This window comes from Caulobacter flavus (genome assembly GCF_003722335.1).
In the GTDB taxonomy this organism is placed as follows: Bacteria; Pseudomonadota; Alphaproteobacteria; order Caulobacterales; family Caulobacteraceae; genus Caulobacter; species Caulobacter flavus.
Window position 1 is genome coordinate 2,781,217 of sequence record NZ_CP026100.1, and the last position, 14,195, is coordinate 2,795,411.

14 protein-coding genes are annotated in these 14,195 nt (G+C 68.3%); 8 read left to right on the forward strand and 6 right to left on the reverse strand.

From position 1 onward, the window contains the following. Positions 1-2: 2 nt before the first annotated feature. Positions 3-182 carry a YegP family protein gene (locus C1707_RS12805; protein WP_101715185.1) on the reverse strand — a complete coding sequence of 60 codons (180 nt, stop codon included), beginning with the start codon at positions 180-182 and terminating at the stop codon, positions 3-5. A 144-nt stretch (positions 183-326) separates the two neighbouring features. Here C1707_RS12805 and C1707_RS12810 point away from each other — a divergent pair, with 144 nt between their 5' ends. Beyond that, a complete protein-coding gene (locus C1707_RS12810; protein WP_101715184.1) occupies positions 327-881 on the forward strand; it encodes a DUF1003 domain-containing protein in 555 nt (184 codons plus the stop codon). Here the strand turns inward: C1707_RS12810 and C1707_RS12815 are convergent. Beyond that, positions 878-1,819, reverse strand: a complete 942-nt coding sequence (locus tag C1707_RS12815; RefSeq protein ID WP_101715183.1) for a GlxA family transcriptional regulator — start codon at positions 1,817-1,819, stop codon at positions 878-880. The genes C1707_RS12810 and C1707_RS12815 overlap by 4 nt on opposite strands. 96 nt (positions 1,820-1,915) lie before the next feature. On the opposite strand from C1707_RS12815, the gene C1707_RS12820 reads away from it, so the two are divergent. Further along, positions 1,916-2,617, forward strand: coding sequence for a DJ-1/PfpI family protein (locus tag C1707_RS12820; protein WP_101715182.1), 702 nt, complete (start codon positions 1,916-1,918; stop codon positions 2,615-2,617). 4 nt (positions 2,618-2,621) lie between these two features. Here C1707_RS12820 and ygiD read toward each other — a convergent pair whose 3' ends face one another. Beyond that, entirely contained in the window at positions 2,622-3,392 is a 771-nt protein-coding gene (gene ygiD / locus C1707_RS12825; RefSeq protein ID WP_101715181.1) for a 4,5-DOPA-extradiol-dioxygenase, read from the reverse strand. A gap of 127 nt (positions 3,393-3,519) precedes the next feature. Between ygiD and C1707_RS12830 the strand changes: the two genes are divergently transcribed. The 3 genes from C1707_RS12830 to C1707_RS12840 all read left to right on the forward strand — a co-directional run bounded on the left by C1707_RS12830 (position 3,520) and on the right by C1707_RS12840 (position 6,705). Further along, a complete protein-coding gene (locus tag C1707_RS12830; RefSeq protein ID WP_240633932.1) occupies positions 3,520-4,701 on the forward strand; it encodes an acyltransferase family protein in 1,182 nt (393 codons plus the stop codon). A 76-nt stretch (positions 4,702-4,777) separates the two neighbouring features. Next, entirely contained in the window at positions 4,778-6,310 is a 1,533-nt protein-coding gene (locus tag C1707_RS12835; RefSeq protein WP_101715179.1) for a M20/M25/M40 family metallo-hydrolase, read from the forward strand. Positions 6,311-6,405: 95 nt separating this feature from the next. Beyond that, positions 6,406-6,705 (forward strand): hypothetical protein, encoded by a 300-nt coding sequence (locus C1707_RS12840; protein WP_101715178.1) that lies wholly within the window; start codon positions 6,406-6,408, stop codon positions 6,703-6,705. A gap of 46 nt (positions 6,706-6,751) precedes the next feature. Here the strand turns inward: C1707_RS12840 and C1707_RS12845 are convergent, their stop codons facing one another. From C1707_RS12845 to C1707_RS12855, 3 genes are all read right to left on the reverse strand, one after another. Then, a complete protein-coding gene (locus C1707_RS12845; protein ID WP_145998481.1) occupies positions 6,752-8,086 on the reverse strand; it encodes a hypothetical protein in 1,335 nt (444 codons plus the stop codon). Beyond that, positions 8,083-8,655, reverse strand: a complete 573-nt coding sequence (locus tag C1707_RS12850) for a hypothetical protein (RefSeq protein ID WP_101715176.1) — start codon at positions 8,653-8,655, stop codon at positions 8,083-8,085. Before C1707_RS12850 ends, C1707_RS12845 begins: the two co-directional genes overlap by 4 nt. A 212-nt stretch (positions 8,656-8,867) precedes the next feature. Beyond that, the gene (locus C1707_RS12855; protein WP_101715175.1) at positions 8,868-10,376 is read right to left on the reverse strand and encodes a UxaA family hydrolase; all 1,509 of its coding nucleotides are present in this window, start codon (positions 10,374-10,376) and stop codon (positions 8,868-8,870) included. 162 nt (positions 10,377-10,538) lie between these two features. Between C1707_RS12855 and C1707_RS12860 the strand changes: the two genes are divergently transcribed. From C1707_RS12860 to kduI, 3 genes are all read left to right on the forward strand, one after another. After that, positions 10,539-11,621: a LacI family DNA-binding transcriptional regulator gene (locus C1707_RS12860; protein WP_101715174.1), complete on the forward strand. Its 1,083-nt coding sequence runs from the start codon at positions 10,539-10,541 to the stop codon at positions 11,619-11,621. Between the two features lie 105 nt (positions 11,622-11,726). After that, positions 11,727-13,181, forward strand: coding sequence for a glucuronate isomerase (gene uxaC, locus C1707_RS12865; RefSeq protein ID WP_101715173.1), 1,455 nt, complete (start codon positions 11,727-11,729; stop codon positions 13,179-13,181). Between the two features lie 25 nt (positions 13,182-13,206). Further along, positions 13,207-14,049 (forward strand): 5-dehydro-4-deoxy-D-glucuronate isomerase, encoded by an 843-nt coding sequence (gene kduI / locus C1707_RS12870; protein ID WP_101715172.1) that lies wholly within the window; start codon positions 13,207-13,209, stop codon positions 14,047-14,049. Positions 14,050-14,195 lie beyond the last annotated feature (146 nt).

Here is a 14,195-nt window from a genome sequence, read left to right on the forward strand (position 1 = left end):
CATCAGTCGGTCTGGTCGTCGACCTCGGCGTCGGGGCCGTTCTTCTTGATCGACTCGATGGCGTTCTTGGCCGACGCCTTGGAGGCGTAGCCTTCGGTCCAGAAGATGCTTTCGTTGTTGTAGACGAAGTAGGCGACGAACTCGCCAGCCTTGTTCTTCTTGATCAGGAACTTGTGGGCCATCTGGTGCTCCCGGGATGATGACTTGCCGTTGGTCGACGAGCCGACGTAGCGAGCCTCGCGCTCCGGACGCGGCCCTGTCAACCGCGTTGCGGCGAGGCTCGACGCACGGAATGATGGCGTCGTCATCTATACGGACGAAGGCACATGGGCGCGGACCACCTCGATCATCTTTCCCGCACCCTGCTGGGCGAGCCCTATGCCGGGCTGTCCGACATCAAGCGCAGCGTCATCGACCTGATCGCCGCCGAAGCCCCCACGGGCCTGGCCCCGGGGCTGGTCGAGAGGGAAGGGACCTTCTGGCAGCGCCTGGCCGATCGGGTGGCGGCGATTGGCGGGTCCTGGGCCTTCATCGGCGGGTTCTCGGCGGTGTTGGCCCTGTGGGTGATCGTCAACCTGGCCCTGATGCCCTTCCACAGGGCCTTCGACCCCTATCCCTTCATCTTCCTGAACCTGGTGCTTTCCACCTTGGCGGCGATCCAGGCTCCGATCATCATGATGAGCCAGAACCGCCAGGCGACGAAGGATCGTGAGGCCGCCGAGCACGACTACGTCGTCAACCTGCGCGCCGAGCTCGAGATCATGCGCCTGCACGACAAGCTCGACGCCCTGCGGATGACCGAACTGGCCGAGATCGCCAAGGCCAACACCGCCTGCCTCGACGAACTGCGGGCCGAGGTGAAGGCGCTGCGCGGCGCCTAGCTGGCCTTGGCCGCCCGGCGCAGCGCCTGGGGCGGCTGGCCGAAGACGCGGATGAAGGCCCGTCGCATGCGCTCGGAATCGCCGAAGCCGGCCTCCAGCGCGATGTCCTCCACCTGCAGCGGGGCGCTGTCGAGCAGGGCCCTGGCGGCCTCGACGCGCAGGCGCTCGATCGCCTTGGCCGGGGTCGAGCCGGTCTCGGCCGCGAACAGCCGGGCGAAGTTGCGCGGGCTCATGGCCGCGCGCTCGGCGAGATCCTCGACGGACAGCGGCCGGGCCAGGTTCTCGCGCGCCCAGGCCAGCAGGGCGTCGAAGCGGCCGCCCTTCAGCTCCAGCAGGGCAGAGAACTGCGACTGGCCGCCCGGCCGGCGGTGATAGACGACCAGTTGCTGGGCCGTGCGCTTGGCGATCGCCTCGCCCAGGTCGGCGCCGATCATCGCCAGGGCCAGGTCGATGCCGGCCGTGATCCCGGCCGAACTCCAGATGGCGCCGTCCTGCACCCAGATCCGGTCGGCCTCCAGCCGCACGTTCGGAAAGCGCCTCTGGAAGTCCTTGGTGCGGCTCCAGTGGGTGGTGGCGCGCCTGCCTTCCAGCAGGCCCGCCGCGGCCAGTACGTAGGTTCCCGAACAGACGCTGGCCGTCCGCCGCGCCGAGCGGGCGGTTGCGCGCACATAGTCCAGCGTCGTCTCGCAGCTGGCCGGCGTCCGCACGCCGTCGCCGCCGGAGACCAATAGGGTGTCGAAGGCCGGGGCCTTGTCGAAGGGAAGGGTGTCGAAGGCCGCGCCCGACGAGCTCGCCGTCCAGCCGCCGTCGCGCGACACCAGGGTGAGGCCATAGGCGCCGGGATCGAACCGCGCGGCGATCTCGAAGGCCGAGATCGGCCCCGCCGCGTCCAGCAACTGGAAGTCCGGATAGACCAGCATGCCGATCGCGCGAGGCATGGCTTCTCCTGCCAGTGGCGGAAATCGAGGGATCTCCGTCATTTCCGCCGAACGCTATCTGGGCGAGCATCGGTCGTCAAACGAGGAGGGCCTCCCATGACCGATCCGATCCGCATCGTCTTCGCCCTGTTCCCGGGCGTGACCCATCTGGACTTCACCGGTCCGCACCAGATCCTGGCGCGCCTGCCGGGCGCCGTCATCACCGTCGCCAGCCTGTCCGGCGGCGAGATCGAGGCCGACGGCCTGATCTTCGCCCATCTGAAGCGGCTCGACCAGATCGACGGCTGCGACATCCTCTGCGTGCCCGGGGGCTTTGGCACGACGCAGGCCATGGGCGAGCCGGCCTTCCTGGAAGAGATCAAGCGCCTGGCCTGGAGCGCGCGCTACGTCACCAGCGTCTGCACCGGCTCGCTGGTGCTGGCGGCCGCGGGCCTGCTGGAGGGCAAGCGGGCGGCCTGTCACTGGGCCTGGCGCGACCAACTGGCCCTGTTCGGCGCCGTTCCCGACGAGGCCCGGGTGGTGCGCGACGGCCGCTTCGTCACCGGCGGCGGCGTGACGGCGGGGGTCGACTTCGCCCTGACCCTGGCGGCCGAGATCGCCGGTCCGGCCGTGGCCCAGGCCATCCAGCTGGCCGTGGAGTACGCGCCCGACCCGCCTTTCCAGTCCGGACGGCCGGAACTGGCTCCGCCCGAGGTGCTGGCCCGCGTGCGGCGCATCTACGACAACGGCATGGACGAGCGCCGCGCGGCGGCGGTGGCCGCCGCCGCCAGGCTGAAGGGCGAGGCCGTGACGGCCTGACGCCTCACCCCACCTGCACGCCGGTCATCGAGATCGCCGCGAACACGTCGTCGGCGAAGAACGACACCGGCTCGCCCGGCCCTTGCGCGCCCAGCACGTAGAGCAGCGGAAGGTAGTGCTCGGCGCTGTTGATCGACAGCGCCGCGTCCGGACCCAGGCTCTCCCAGTCGATCAGCGGCTGGTGGTCGCCGGCGGCGATCAGGGCCTTGGCGCGCTCGTTGAAGCGCGGCGCCCAGTCGGGGGTCTGGCCGGTGCGGAAGCTCACGGCCCGCAGGTTGTGGACGATGTCGCCGCTGCCGATGATGAGCACGCCCTCGTCGCGCAGGGCCGCCAGCCGGCGGCCGGCCTCGTAGTGCCAGGCGTTGGGCTGGCCGCGATCGATGCTGAGCTGCACCACGGGCACGTCGGCGTCCGGATGCATCGGCCGCAGCACGCTCCAGGCGCCGTGGTCGAGGCCGCGGGTCGGGTGCTGCACGGTGCGTTGCGGAGCCAGCAACTCGGCCGCCCGCGCCGCCAGGGCCGGATCGCCCGGCGCGTCGTAGCGCACGTCGAACAGCGCCTGCGGGAAGCCGCCGAAGTCGTGGATGGTCTCGGGACGTTCGGCGGCGCTCAGCGCCGTGCCGCCCATGGTCTCCCAGTGTGCGCTGACCATCAGCACGGCCTTGGGGCGCGGCAGGTCGCGGCCCAGCTGCGCCCAGGCGCGGCTCCAGGCGTTGTCCTCGATGGCGTTCATCGGCGAGCCGTGGCCGATGAAGAGGACGGGCATGCGGGTCATCACGGCGACATCCAAATAGAAACTTTATCAGTTACAGATGGGCGCTCGCGTCCCAGTGGTCAAGCAGCGCCCAGCGCGACTTTCCGCCGCTTCCCCCCGGGGCCTTGCTTTGTTAAGGCCTCCCCTCGTGAGCACGTCCCAGTCATCCTCGGAGTCGGCCCCGTCCTCGTCGGGATCCGCCGCCCCGGTCGCGTCACCCGTCGGCCAGTCCATCCCCGCGCCCGGCCGTCCGGCGACGCGAGGCGGCGCCCTGGACCTGCTGCGCCTGCTGGCCGCCCTGCTGATCGTGGTCTACCACTTCGGCGCCGAGAGCCCGCTGCGGATCGAGCGCTTCCACCCGGTGTTCGCCCGCGGCTATCTGGCCACCGACTTCTTCCTGATGCTGTCGGGCTACGTGCTGGGCCGCGCCTACGGGCCGTCGGCCATCTCGGGCCGCATCACCCACTTCCAGTTCTGGCTGCGCCGCGCCGCCCGCGTCTGGCCGGGCCATCTGATGGTGCTGCTGGCCATGGCCGGCCTGGTCTTCGCCCTGAACCTGATCGGCACCGACGCTCACAAGCCTTCGCGCTTCGCCTGGGACCAGCTGCCGCTGCAGGCCATGCTGATGCATGCCTGGGGCTTCAACAGCGACGGCTGGAACCTGCCCAGCTGGTCGCTGTCGGCGCTGATCGTCTGCTACGCCCTGTTCCCCTGGTTCTGGCGCGGCGCCAGCGCCACCCGCCGGCCCTGGCTGCCGATCGCCCTGGCGGCCGTGGTCGTGGTGCTGTTCGACGTCGCCGCCCGCCGCACGAACGGCTTCGGCTTCGCCGAGGTCCCGATCGGCCTGTCCGACCTGCCGCTGCGCATCGGGGTGCTGCGGGCCGTTCCGCTGTTCCTCCTGGGCCTGTGCCTGGCGCGGGCCGTCGAGCTGAACTGGCCCAGCGAGAAGGCAGCCAAGGTCCTGCTGACGGTCGGCTGCGCGGGCTTGGTGATCCTGCAGGTCATCGGTCGCTTCGATCTGCCGAGCCTCGTGTGTCTCGCGGCCATCATCCTGGGCGCCGGCCGCCTGCCGGTGAAGCATCCCAAGGCCTGGATCGAGGAGGGGGCCAAGCTGTCCTTCGCCCTCTTCATCACCCACATCCTGGTGGGCGTGATCTACTGGAGCGCCGTGCACAAGCTGATCGACACCGTGCCGATCGGCATCGGCTGGCAGTGGCTGATGTGGCTGGCCGGCTTCCCGCTGGCCATCGCCGCGGCCTGGCTGTTCCACACCTATGTCGACCAGCCGCTGCAGGACCGCATCATGCCCTGGGTGCGCGGCCGCGGCTGACGGCCGCCAGGCGCCTTGCTCCCCGGCGAGTCGTGGCCTCCTATCCTCTCCACGTAGAGTTTCGTGGGGAAATCCGATGTCCGACGCTCCCAGCCGCCGCACGCTGATGACCGGCGCCGCCGCCGCAACCTTGCTGGCCCCCGGCCTGGCCGGCGCGGCCGCCAAGGCCCCGGCGCGAGACGCCGACATGGCCGCGATCCGCAAGGCCGCCGAGGCCGGCTACGACGCTTCGGTCAAGCGCATCCAGGACTGGATCGCCCTGCCGTCTATCGCCGCCGAGAACCGCGACATGGACAAGGGCGCCGACTACATGGCCGCCCTGGCGCGCGACGCCGGCTTCACGGGCGTCGAGAAGATCGCGACCGACGGCGCGCCGGGCGTGTTCGGCGTGCTCGACGTCGGCGCCAGGCGGTGGCTGGCGATCTACTTCATGTACGACGTCAAGCAGTACGACCCGGCCGAATGGAGCTCGCCGCCGCTGGAGGCGCGCATCGTCGACAAGCCGGGCTTCGGCAAGGTCATCGTCGGGCGCGGGGCGGTCAACCAGAAGGGGCCGCAGGCCTCGTTCCTGGCCGCCCTGCACGCTATCCGGGCGGCGGGCAAGAAACCGCCGGTCAACCTCGTCCTGGTCTGCGAGGGCGAGGAGGAGATCGGCAGCCCGCACTTCCGCCAGATCGTCACCCGGCCCAACGTGCTGGCCGCCCTGAAGACGTGCGAGGGCGTGATCATCCCGGCCGGCTGGCAGAGCCCCAGCAACGGCGGCGTCAGCGTCAATCTGGGCGCCAAGGGCGTGGTCGAGTTCGAGCTGGTCGCCAGCGGCGAGAAGTGGGGCAGGGGTCCCAAGACCGACATCCACTCCAGCGAGAAGGCCCGTGTCGACAGTCCGGCCTGGCGGCTGGTCCAGGCCCTGACGACCCTGGTCACGCCCGACGGCAACACGCCCGCCGTCGACGGCTATTTCGAGAAGGTGCGCCCGCTGACCGCCCGTGAGAAGGAGCTGATCGCCCTGGCCGCCCAGCGCATGACCGAGGCCGACGCCAAGAAGGCCCTGGGCGTCGACCGCTGGATCGACGACCTGCCGTGGGAGAAGGCGCTGGAGCGGCTGGCCTCGCAGCCGACGATCAATATCGAGGGGCTGGTCTCGGGCTACACCGGTCCCGGCGGCAAGACCGTGCTGCCCGGCCGCGCCGTGGCCAAGATCGACCTGCGGCTGGTGCCGAACATGACCATGGACGACGCGGTGGCCAAGATCCGCGCCCATCTCGACAAGCGCGGCTTCAACGACGTCGAGATCAAGGTCAGCGGCGGCTACGACCCCACCGAGACGCCCGAGGACAGCCGACTGATCCGCGCCCAGCTGGCCAGCTACAAGCGCCTGGGGGCGCCGGCGACGCTGTATCCGCGCCTGGCCGGCTCGTGGCCCGGCACGGTGTTCACCTCGCCGCCGGTCAGCCTGCCGGCGGGGCAGTTCGGCCTGGGCCACGGCAGCGGCGCCCATGCGCCCAACGAGTACTACGTGATCGAGAGCAGCAATCCGAAGGTGCAGGGCCTGGTCGGCGGCACGATGAGCTATGTCGACCTCATGTACGAGATCGCCAAGGCCAAGTGAGGGGGCGGCCGACCTGGGCGGCGGAACGAACCGCGCCGCGCATGGTTGAGCTCTAGCCGGCGACAGACCGGCGAAGCTCGCTTGGGAGAATCCACATGCGTCATACCCTTCTGGTCAGCCTGGCCGCCGTCGCCCTGACCGTCACCGCCTGCGAGAACAAAACCGAGAAGGCCGCCGAGGCTTCGGCCGAAAGCCAGAAGGCGGCAGACGCCGCGGCCCAGGCCTCGAGCGCGGCGACCACTGCCGCCGACGCCAGCGCCGACGCTGCCGCCGCGGGCGACACCTCCACGGCCAAGGCCGCCGGAGACGCAGCCGCCGCGGCGGGCGAGGCAGCCGAGAAGGCCGGTGACCAGGCCGAAAAGGCCGGCGAAAAGGCCAAGGACGCCGCCCACTGACGTGGCGGCCGGGCGGCGGATCGCCGTCGCCCGGCTGGCGCCGGCGCTACGACCGCTGATCTTCTCGCGTTTCCGTGATCTGGAAGTTCTTCTCGGCATTATCGGCCTCTGCACGGCCCGCCGCCCAGGTGCTGTGCACCAGCCATTCATCTGCCAGGAAGAACTCGCCGCCCAGGGCTTCGGCGTTCTCGTCAACCAGGCGCTTCTTCATCATGTCTTCGCCGGCGATAGCGATGGCGGCGTTCGAGTAGGGAGGGGGGAGCGAAGTGTCTTGCGGTTTGAGAACCTCCCAGCGAAATGATCCCCGAGGATAGGCGCTTTGGATCTGGTCGCGACGGGTGAGCGGGCTCTTCGAGAAGCCCACCTTGATGATCCACTTTCCATCGACAGCAGCGCCGGCTCTGCCAAGGTAGGAGGCGATTTCGCCTTCCAGCTTGAGAATGTACAGATGCTTGGGTCCGTCGCTTTCGCCAACGACATAGGGCTCGGCCGACGGCGGTATGGCGCGGCTGGGCGTTATTGCCGTCTCCAACGTCATGATCGAGGCGTCGATCGAACCCGTGGAGCCATAGACAGGCGTCTCATAGGCTTCCTGTTCAAGGAGCTTGTCGATCTCGGAGGTGGTGATCGCAACTCCGGCAGCTCCGATGAATTGCGGGTCCGCGCTCCCATAGGTCTCCGGCAAGAGCTCGGCGACGGGGCGCCAGTCTTCAGGGGCGATACGCCAGGCACGAGTGGCGCGTAGCGCGAATAGCCACTTGCCCCGGGATTCCGGGTCGTTTTCCTTTCGGGCCCAAGCGTCTCCTGAGATGAATTGCTGAGCGTGGCAGGCTTCATGCGAGATCTCCATGACGCCGATGACCTTGCCCCGTTCGTCGGCGGAGCCCTTGTTCTTGGTGACGTAGATCGCGACCAGGACGCCGGGCTTGGTCTCGCGAAGAAACCGATTGCGTTTGGCTTCGTCGGAGAAGCCGATGCAGCCCCACCTGTCTGGGTTGAAACCCCAGAATGACGTCAGCCAGGCCTCCCGACCGGACGGCAGGTCGTCTGGGCGCGGCGCCAGATCGTCGACCAAGCGCCAGTCGAAATCGAAGACCTCATTCTGGGCGGCTTCGATGTCGATGTCGCCCAACACCTTGCGGATGTAGGCCATTGCGTCGTCGGGCGGGTGGCGTTGCCCCTTCCTCACGAGAATGGTGGTGAGCGGCGGAAGGCCACGATCGGCCAGCATGTGCAGGATCGCATCCAGATGAACGCCGAGCCCGCGACCGTTTGGGTGTCCCCAGCCGATGGCTTCGCCAACCTGCTGGTAGGTGGCGCGGCTTCCTCTTGAAGCCTTGGCGGCTAGGACGCGGGCGATTTCCAGCCTGATCCCGTTCATCTGCGAATCGGCTCGAAGAAAAAGAAAGTGTCGCCCGTATGCTCGCCAGAAGCGGGAAGCTCCCAGGCATAGTCGCATTCCCGAGCAAGTCGCCGAAGGTTCTCGCGCGACTGCTGGAGGACCGCTCCCTCCTGCCAGTAGAGGGAGACGATGAGCCCCGCGACCCGGAGGTCTGCGGCGCTGGAGCGAAGACGGCGTGCACAGGCCCTAGCGCCATCCATACCTGTCAGCCAGAGCGCATCGGAGGCGTAGTCGGGCCGGAGCTGTTTGAATTCGAACCCCCAGCTCCTGTCGACATCGGTCATCCAGAAATCGCAGCGACCATTGGCGGCCCGACGTCGGTCGGCCTTGTGACCTTTCACCGTGCTGAACTCGGCTATGCCGAGATAGCCTGCCTTGGCGGCGGCCGCCGCCAAGAGGCTGACGCTGGCCGTCTCGTTGTAGGCGAAGGGGTCGTCTTCGAGGTCTTCGTCAAACTGGGCGACCAGTTTGGAGGCGGCTTTCAGCCATGCGTTCCAGGATTTGTACTCGGTGGTTCGGCGGTCGCCCGACAGCAGTTTCAGGGCCATGTAAGGAAGCTTTTCTCTCGAAATCTCCCTTAGGTAGATGTTCTTGTTTCGCCGCAGTCAAGGTTGAGTTTGACGCGCCGTTACGGCAGGGACCACCGCGCCGAGTTCACGCGCATCAATCTCATCCCCATCCGCGCCGACACGGTGTCGGTCACGCGAGGGGGAGCGTGAGCTCGGGAATTCTTGTCCAGATTACGCTGACGCCCCAGGCTCTACAGTGTGACGCCCGACTTCCAGATGGCGATCTCGCGCTCGCCGTTGCGCTCGGCCTTGGTCTCCTGGCCCGAGGCGGTGGCCACCACCAGGTCGAGCAGCGAGTCGGCGGCCTGATCCATCGTCTGGCCGTCCAGCACCACGCCGGCGTCGAAGTCGATCCACGACGGCTTGCGGGCGGCCAGGGCGCTGTTGGAGGCGATCTTCAGGGTCGGGGCGGGAAAGCCCAGCGGCGTGCCCCGGCCGGTGGTGAACAGGATCACCGTGGCGCCGGCGGCCGTCAGGGCGGTGGACGACACCGCGTCGTTGCCGGGCGCTTCCAGCAGGGTAAGGCCGTGCGGACCCACCCGCTCGCCGTAGCGCAGTACCTCGACCAGCGGCGCGCGGCCGCCCTTCTGCACCGCGCCCAGGGACTTTTCCTCCAGGGTGGTGATGCCGCCGGCGATGTTGCCGGGCGAGGGGTTCTCGTAGATGGGCTGGTGGTTGTCGATGAAGTAGCGCTTGAAGTCGTCGATCACCTCGACGGCCTCGTCGAACACTTCCCGAGTTGCAGCCCTTTGCAGCAGCACGTTCTCGGCCCCGAACACCTCGGGGATCTCGGTCAGAACGGGGGTGCCGCCGGCCGCGGCCACCTTGTCGGCGATGCGGCCGACCAGCGGGTTGGCGGTGACGCCGGAGAAGCCGTCCGAGCCGCCGCACTTGAGGCCCACCACCAGTTCGGAGATCGGCGCGGGCTCGCGCCTGTCGCGCTCGGCGATGGCGACCAGGGCCTCGATGGCTTCCAGCCCCTGTTCGTACTCGTCCTCGACGAACTGGGTGGTGAAGCTGCGCAGGCGTTCGGGATCGAGGTCGGGCGCGCTGTCGAGCAGGGCCTTCAGCTGGTTGTTCTCGCAGCCCAGGCCTAGGATCAGCACGCCGCCGGCGTTGGGATGGGCGGCCAGGCCCGCGATCAGCTGGCGCGTGTGCGAGAGGTCGTCGCCCAGCTGCGAGCAGCCGAACGGGTGGGGGAAGGCGAAGACGCCGTCGACACGGCCGGCGAAGCGGGCGTTGGCCTTCTCGGCGATGCGGCGGGCGGTGTTGGCCACGCAGCCGACGGTGCACAGCACCCAGATCTCGTTGCGGGTGCCGACCCGGCCGTTCTTGCGGCGATAGCCCAGGAAGGCGCGCTCGCCGACCTCTTCGGTGTTGTCGATGGCGGCGGGCGCGTAGGCGTAGCCTTCGACGCCCTCAAGGCGCGTCTCGACATTGTGGACGTGGACGTGGTCGCCGACGGCGATGTCGGTGGTGGCCCGGCCGATCGGCCAGCCGTACTTCAGCACGTCCCCGCCCTTGGCGACCGGACGGACGGCGATCTTGTGGCCCTTGGGAATGTCGCTCCGCACCCGGATCGGCTGGCCGTGCAGGTCGACGGTTTCGCCCGCCGCCAGGGGGCGCAGGGCGGTGGCGACGTGGTCGCGCGGATCGACGCCGTGGATCGATTCGCCGGGAAAGGTGGCCGTTTCGCTCATCTGGGGTCTTTGTCTTTGCGACTTTTTGTGTTGCCATCCGGTCCTAAGGGAGTGGAAACCGGTGTCAAGAGCTTCGCCAGCGCGCTTTTAGCCGCACGATTGGCGACGCTTTCGACGCTGGAGTATGACAAAAGAAAAGAACGCCCGCCGCATGGAAACGCCGTGACCTCGTCCAAGACGCCCAGAAAGTCCGCCGACGAGTCGGATGTGAACGCCGCGCTGGAAAGCGGCCGCCGCCGCGCCACCATCAACGACATCGCCCGTCTGGCGGGGGTCTCCAAGAAGACCGTCTCGCGGGTCATCAACCAGTCGCCGTTCGTCCGCGAGGAGACGCGGGTGCGGATCGAGGCGGTGATCGCCGAGTGGGGCTACGCCCCCGATCCCCAGGCCCGGGGCCTGGCGTTCCGCCGCTCGTTCCTGATCGGCATGATCTACGACAACCCCAACCCGCAGTATGTCGTGAACATGCAGTTGGGCCTGCTGGACGGCATGCGCGGCTCGGGCTTCGAGCTGGTGGTCCACCCGTGCGACCGCGGCAGCCCCACCTTCCTGCAGGACGTGCGGATGTTCATCGAGCGGCAGAAGCTGTTCGGCGTGATCCTGCCGCCGTCGGTGTCGGAGGACGAGCGCGTCGCCGACCTGCTGCGCGACATCGGCTGCGAGTACATCCGCATCGCCTCGGTGCCGCTGGACGAGGAAGAGCACATGATCGTCGGCCACGACCGGCTGGGCGCCCAGGCGATGGGCGAGCACCTGGTCGGGCTGGGGCACGAACGGATCGGCTTCATCACCGGCCTGCCCAGCTTCCGCTCGTCGCACGAGCGGCGAGGGGGCTTCGAGGACGCCCTGGCCAAGGCCGGCGTCAAGCTCGACCCGGACTATGTGGTGCAGGGCGCCTACACCTTCGAATCGGGCCTGGCCTGCGGCGAGGCGCTGCTGGCCAAGACCCCGCGCCCGACCGCCATCTTCGCCGGCAACGACGAAATGGCCGTCGGCGTGCTGCAGGCCGCCCGTCGCGCCGGCCTGACGGTTCCGGAAGACCTGACCGTGGTCGGCTTCGACGACTTCCAGATCGCCCAGGCCGTCTGGCCGCCGCTGACCACGATCCACATTCCGACGCGGGAAGTGGGGCGGATGGCCGCCGAGAAGCTGATCGCCCGCGAGGGCAGGGAACCGGGAGATCCGTCCACGATCATCCCCTATCTGGTGACGCGTGAGTCTTCCGCCGCTCCGAAGAAAGTGTAGGGTGCGCGCCGCGCCCTGCACCTTGCACCGAACTTTGACACCGGTTACCAAGCGCCACGAAGCGGCCAGCTAGCAGCCGCTGGCGAAGGGACGAGGAGACACGCCATGGCCCGGCCCCTGATTTTGCACGACGATCGTCTGTTCCCGGCCGATCCGACCGTCCGCGGCATCGCCCGCGAGCTCTATTCGACGGTTGCGGCCCTGCCGATCATCAGCCCGCACGGCCACACCGACCCGGCCTGGTTCGCGACCAACGAGCCGTTCCGCGACGCCACCGACCTGCTGCTGGCGCCCGATCACTACGTCTTCCGCATGCTCTACAGCCAGGGCGTGGCGCTGGACGACCTGAAGGTGCCGCGCAAGTCGGGCGTGCCGGCCACCGATCCGCGCGCGGCCTGGAAGCTGTTCGCCCAGAACTTCCACCTGTTCCGCGGCACGCCGTCGTGGATCTGGCTGAACCACGTGTTCTCCAAGGTGTTCGGCTTCACCGAATTCCTCGGCGAGGACAACGCCGACGCCTATTTTGACGGCATCAACGAGGCGCTCGCCACCGACGCCTTCCGTCCGCGCGCCCTGTTCGACCGCTTCAACATCGAGACCCTGGCCACCACCGAGGGCCCGCACGATCCGTTGAAGCACCACAAGGCCATCCGCGAGAGCGGGTGGGGCGGCCACGTCATCACCGCCTATCGCCCCGACGCGGTCATCGACTTCGAGGACGAGCGCGGTCCGCGCGCCTTCGAGCGCTTCGCCGAGGTCTCGGGCCAGGACGTCTACAGCTGGAAGGGCTATCTCGAAGCCCACCGCATCCGCCGCAAGGCCTTCATCGAGGCCGGCGCCACCTCGTCCGACCACGGACACCCGACCGCCGCCACCGCCGACCTGACCGACGCCGAATCCGAGGCTCTGTTCGCCGACCTGGTGAAGGGGAACGTGACGCCGCAGAAGGCCGAGCTGTTCCGCGCTCAGATGCTCACCGAGATGGCCAAGATGAGCCTCGAGGACGGCCTGGTGATGCAGATCCACCCGGGCTCGCACCGCAACCACAACGTGGGCCTGCTGGAGACCCACGGCCGCGACAAGGGCGCCGACATCCCGGTCCGCACCGAATATGTCGAGGCGCTGAAGCCGCTGCTGACGCGCCTGGGCAACGACCCGCGCCTGTCGATCATCCTGTTCACCCTGGACGAGACGGTCTACAGCCGCGAACTGGCCCCGCTGGCCGGCCACTATCCCACGCTGAAGCTGGGCCCGTCCTGGTGGTTCCACGACAGTCCGGAAGGCATGATGCGCTTCCGCGAGCAGGTCACCGAGACCGCCGGCTTCTACAACACCGTCGGCTTCAACGACGACACCCGCGCCTTCCTGTCGATCCCCGCCCGCCACGATGTCGCCCGTCGCGTCGACAGCGCCTTCCTGGCGCGCATGGTGAGCGAGCACCGCATGGATTTGGTGGAAGCTCAGGAGCTCATCGTAGACCTGACGTACAATCTGCCTAAGAAGGCCTACAAGCTCGACCAGCCGCGGCCTCTCCCGGCCCCGGCGCTCGCTGCCGAATAAGAACACCACTTCCGGAGTAAACTCGATGTTCGCCAAGACCTACCACGCCACCCATCCGGACATGATGTTCGCCGTCAGCAACGACGACCTGCGCGACCGCTACCTGATGCAGGACCTCTTCGTCGAAGGCGAGATCGTCCTCAACTACAACCACGCCGAACGCTTCGTGATCGGCGGCGTCGTCGCCACGGGCGCCGTGAAGCTGCCCGACCAGACCGAACCGGCCTCGGCCGCCGGCCACCCCTTCCTGGAGCGCCGCGAGCTGGGCGTGATCAACGTCGGCGAGACCACCGGCAAGATCACCGTCGACGGCGTCGCCTACGACATCGTTCCGCGTGACGGCCTGTACGTCACCATGGGAGCCAAGGACGTGACCTTCGAAGGCGTGAACGGCGAAGCCGCCCGCTTCTACCTGGTCAGCCTGCCGGCCCACGCTTCGTTCGAAACCAAGAAGCTGGCCTTCGCCGACGCCATCCCGCTGGAGCGCGGCGCTCTTGAGACCAGCAACGAGCGCACCATCTACCAGTACATCGTTCCGACCACCTGCAAGTCGGCTCAGCTGCTGCTGGGCATGACCGTCCTGAAGCCGGGCAGCGTCTGGAACACCATGCCGCCCCACCTGCACGACCGTCGCTCGGAAGCCTACTTCTACTTCGGCCTGGGCGAGAACGACCGCGTATTCCACTACATGGGCGAGCCGGACGAGATGCGTCACATCGTGATGGCCAACGAAGAGGCCGTCATGAGCCCGCCGTGGTCGATCCACATGGGTTCGGGCACCGCCAACTACACCTTCATCTGGGCGATGGGCGGCGAGAACCTCGACTACACCGACATGAACGTGCTGGACATCTGCCAGCTGAAGTAGGCGTAACACGCCTCCGACCTCGCTCCGGCCGTCATCCCGGCCGGAGCGCAGCGTAGCCGGGACCCAGGGGCAGCCGCCATGCGCCGGCCCTGGGTCCCGGATCGGCTTTCGGCCGTCCGGGATGACGACATTTTGGGATTCAGGAA

Coding starts and splice junctions, on each gene's coding strand:
- C1707_RS12805 (WP_101715185.1), bottom strand. CDS start 182: ATGGCCCACAAGTTCCTGATCAAGAAGAACAAGGCTGGCGAGTTCGTC.
- C1707_RS12810 (WP_101715184.1), top strand. CDS start 327: ATGGGCGCGGACCACCTCGATCATCTTTCCCGCACCCTGCTGGGCGAG.
- C1707_RS12815 (WP_101715183.1), bottom strand. CDS start 1,819: ATGCCTCGCGCGATCGGCATGCTGGTCTATCCGGACTTCCAGTTGCTG.
- C1707_RS12820 (WP_101715182.1), top strand. CDS start 1,916: ATGACCGATCCGATCCGCATCGTCTTCGCCCTGTTCCCGGGCGTGACC.
- ygiD (WP_101715181.1), bottom strand. CDS start 3,392: ATGACCCGCATGCCCGTCCTCTTCATCGGCCACGGCTCGCCGATGAAC.
- C1707_RS12835 (WP_101715179.1), top strand. CDS start 4,778: ATGTCCGACGCTCCCAGCCGCCGCACGCTGATGACCGGCGCCGCCGCC.
- C1707_RS12840 (WP_101715178.1), top strand. CDS start 6,406: ATGCGTCATACCCTTCTGGTCAGCCTGGCCGCCGTCGCCCTGACCGTC.
- C1707_RS12845 (WP_145998481.1), bottom strand. CDS start 8,086: ATGAACGGGATCAGGCTGGAAATCGCCCGCGTCCTAGCCGCCAAGGCT.
- C1707_RS12850 (WP_101715176.1), bottom strand. CDS start 8,655: ATGGCCCTGAAACTGCTGTCGGGCGACCGCCGAACCACCGAGTACAAA.
- C1707_RS12855 (WP_101715175.1), bottom strand. CDS start 10,376: ATGAGCGAAACGGCCACCTTTCCCGGCGAATCGATCCACGGCGTCGAT.
- uxaC (WP_101715173.1), top strand. CDS start 11,727: ATGGCCCGGCCCCTGATTTTGCACGACGATCGTCTGTTCCCGGCCGAT.
- kduI (WP_101715172.1), top strand. CDS start 13,207: ATGTTCGCCAAGACCTACCACGCCACCCATCCGGACATGATGTTCGCC.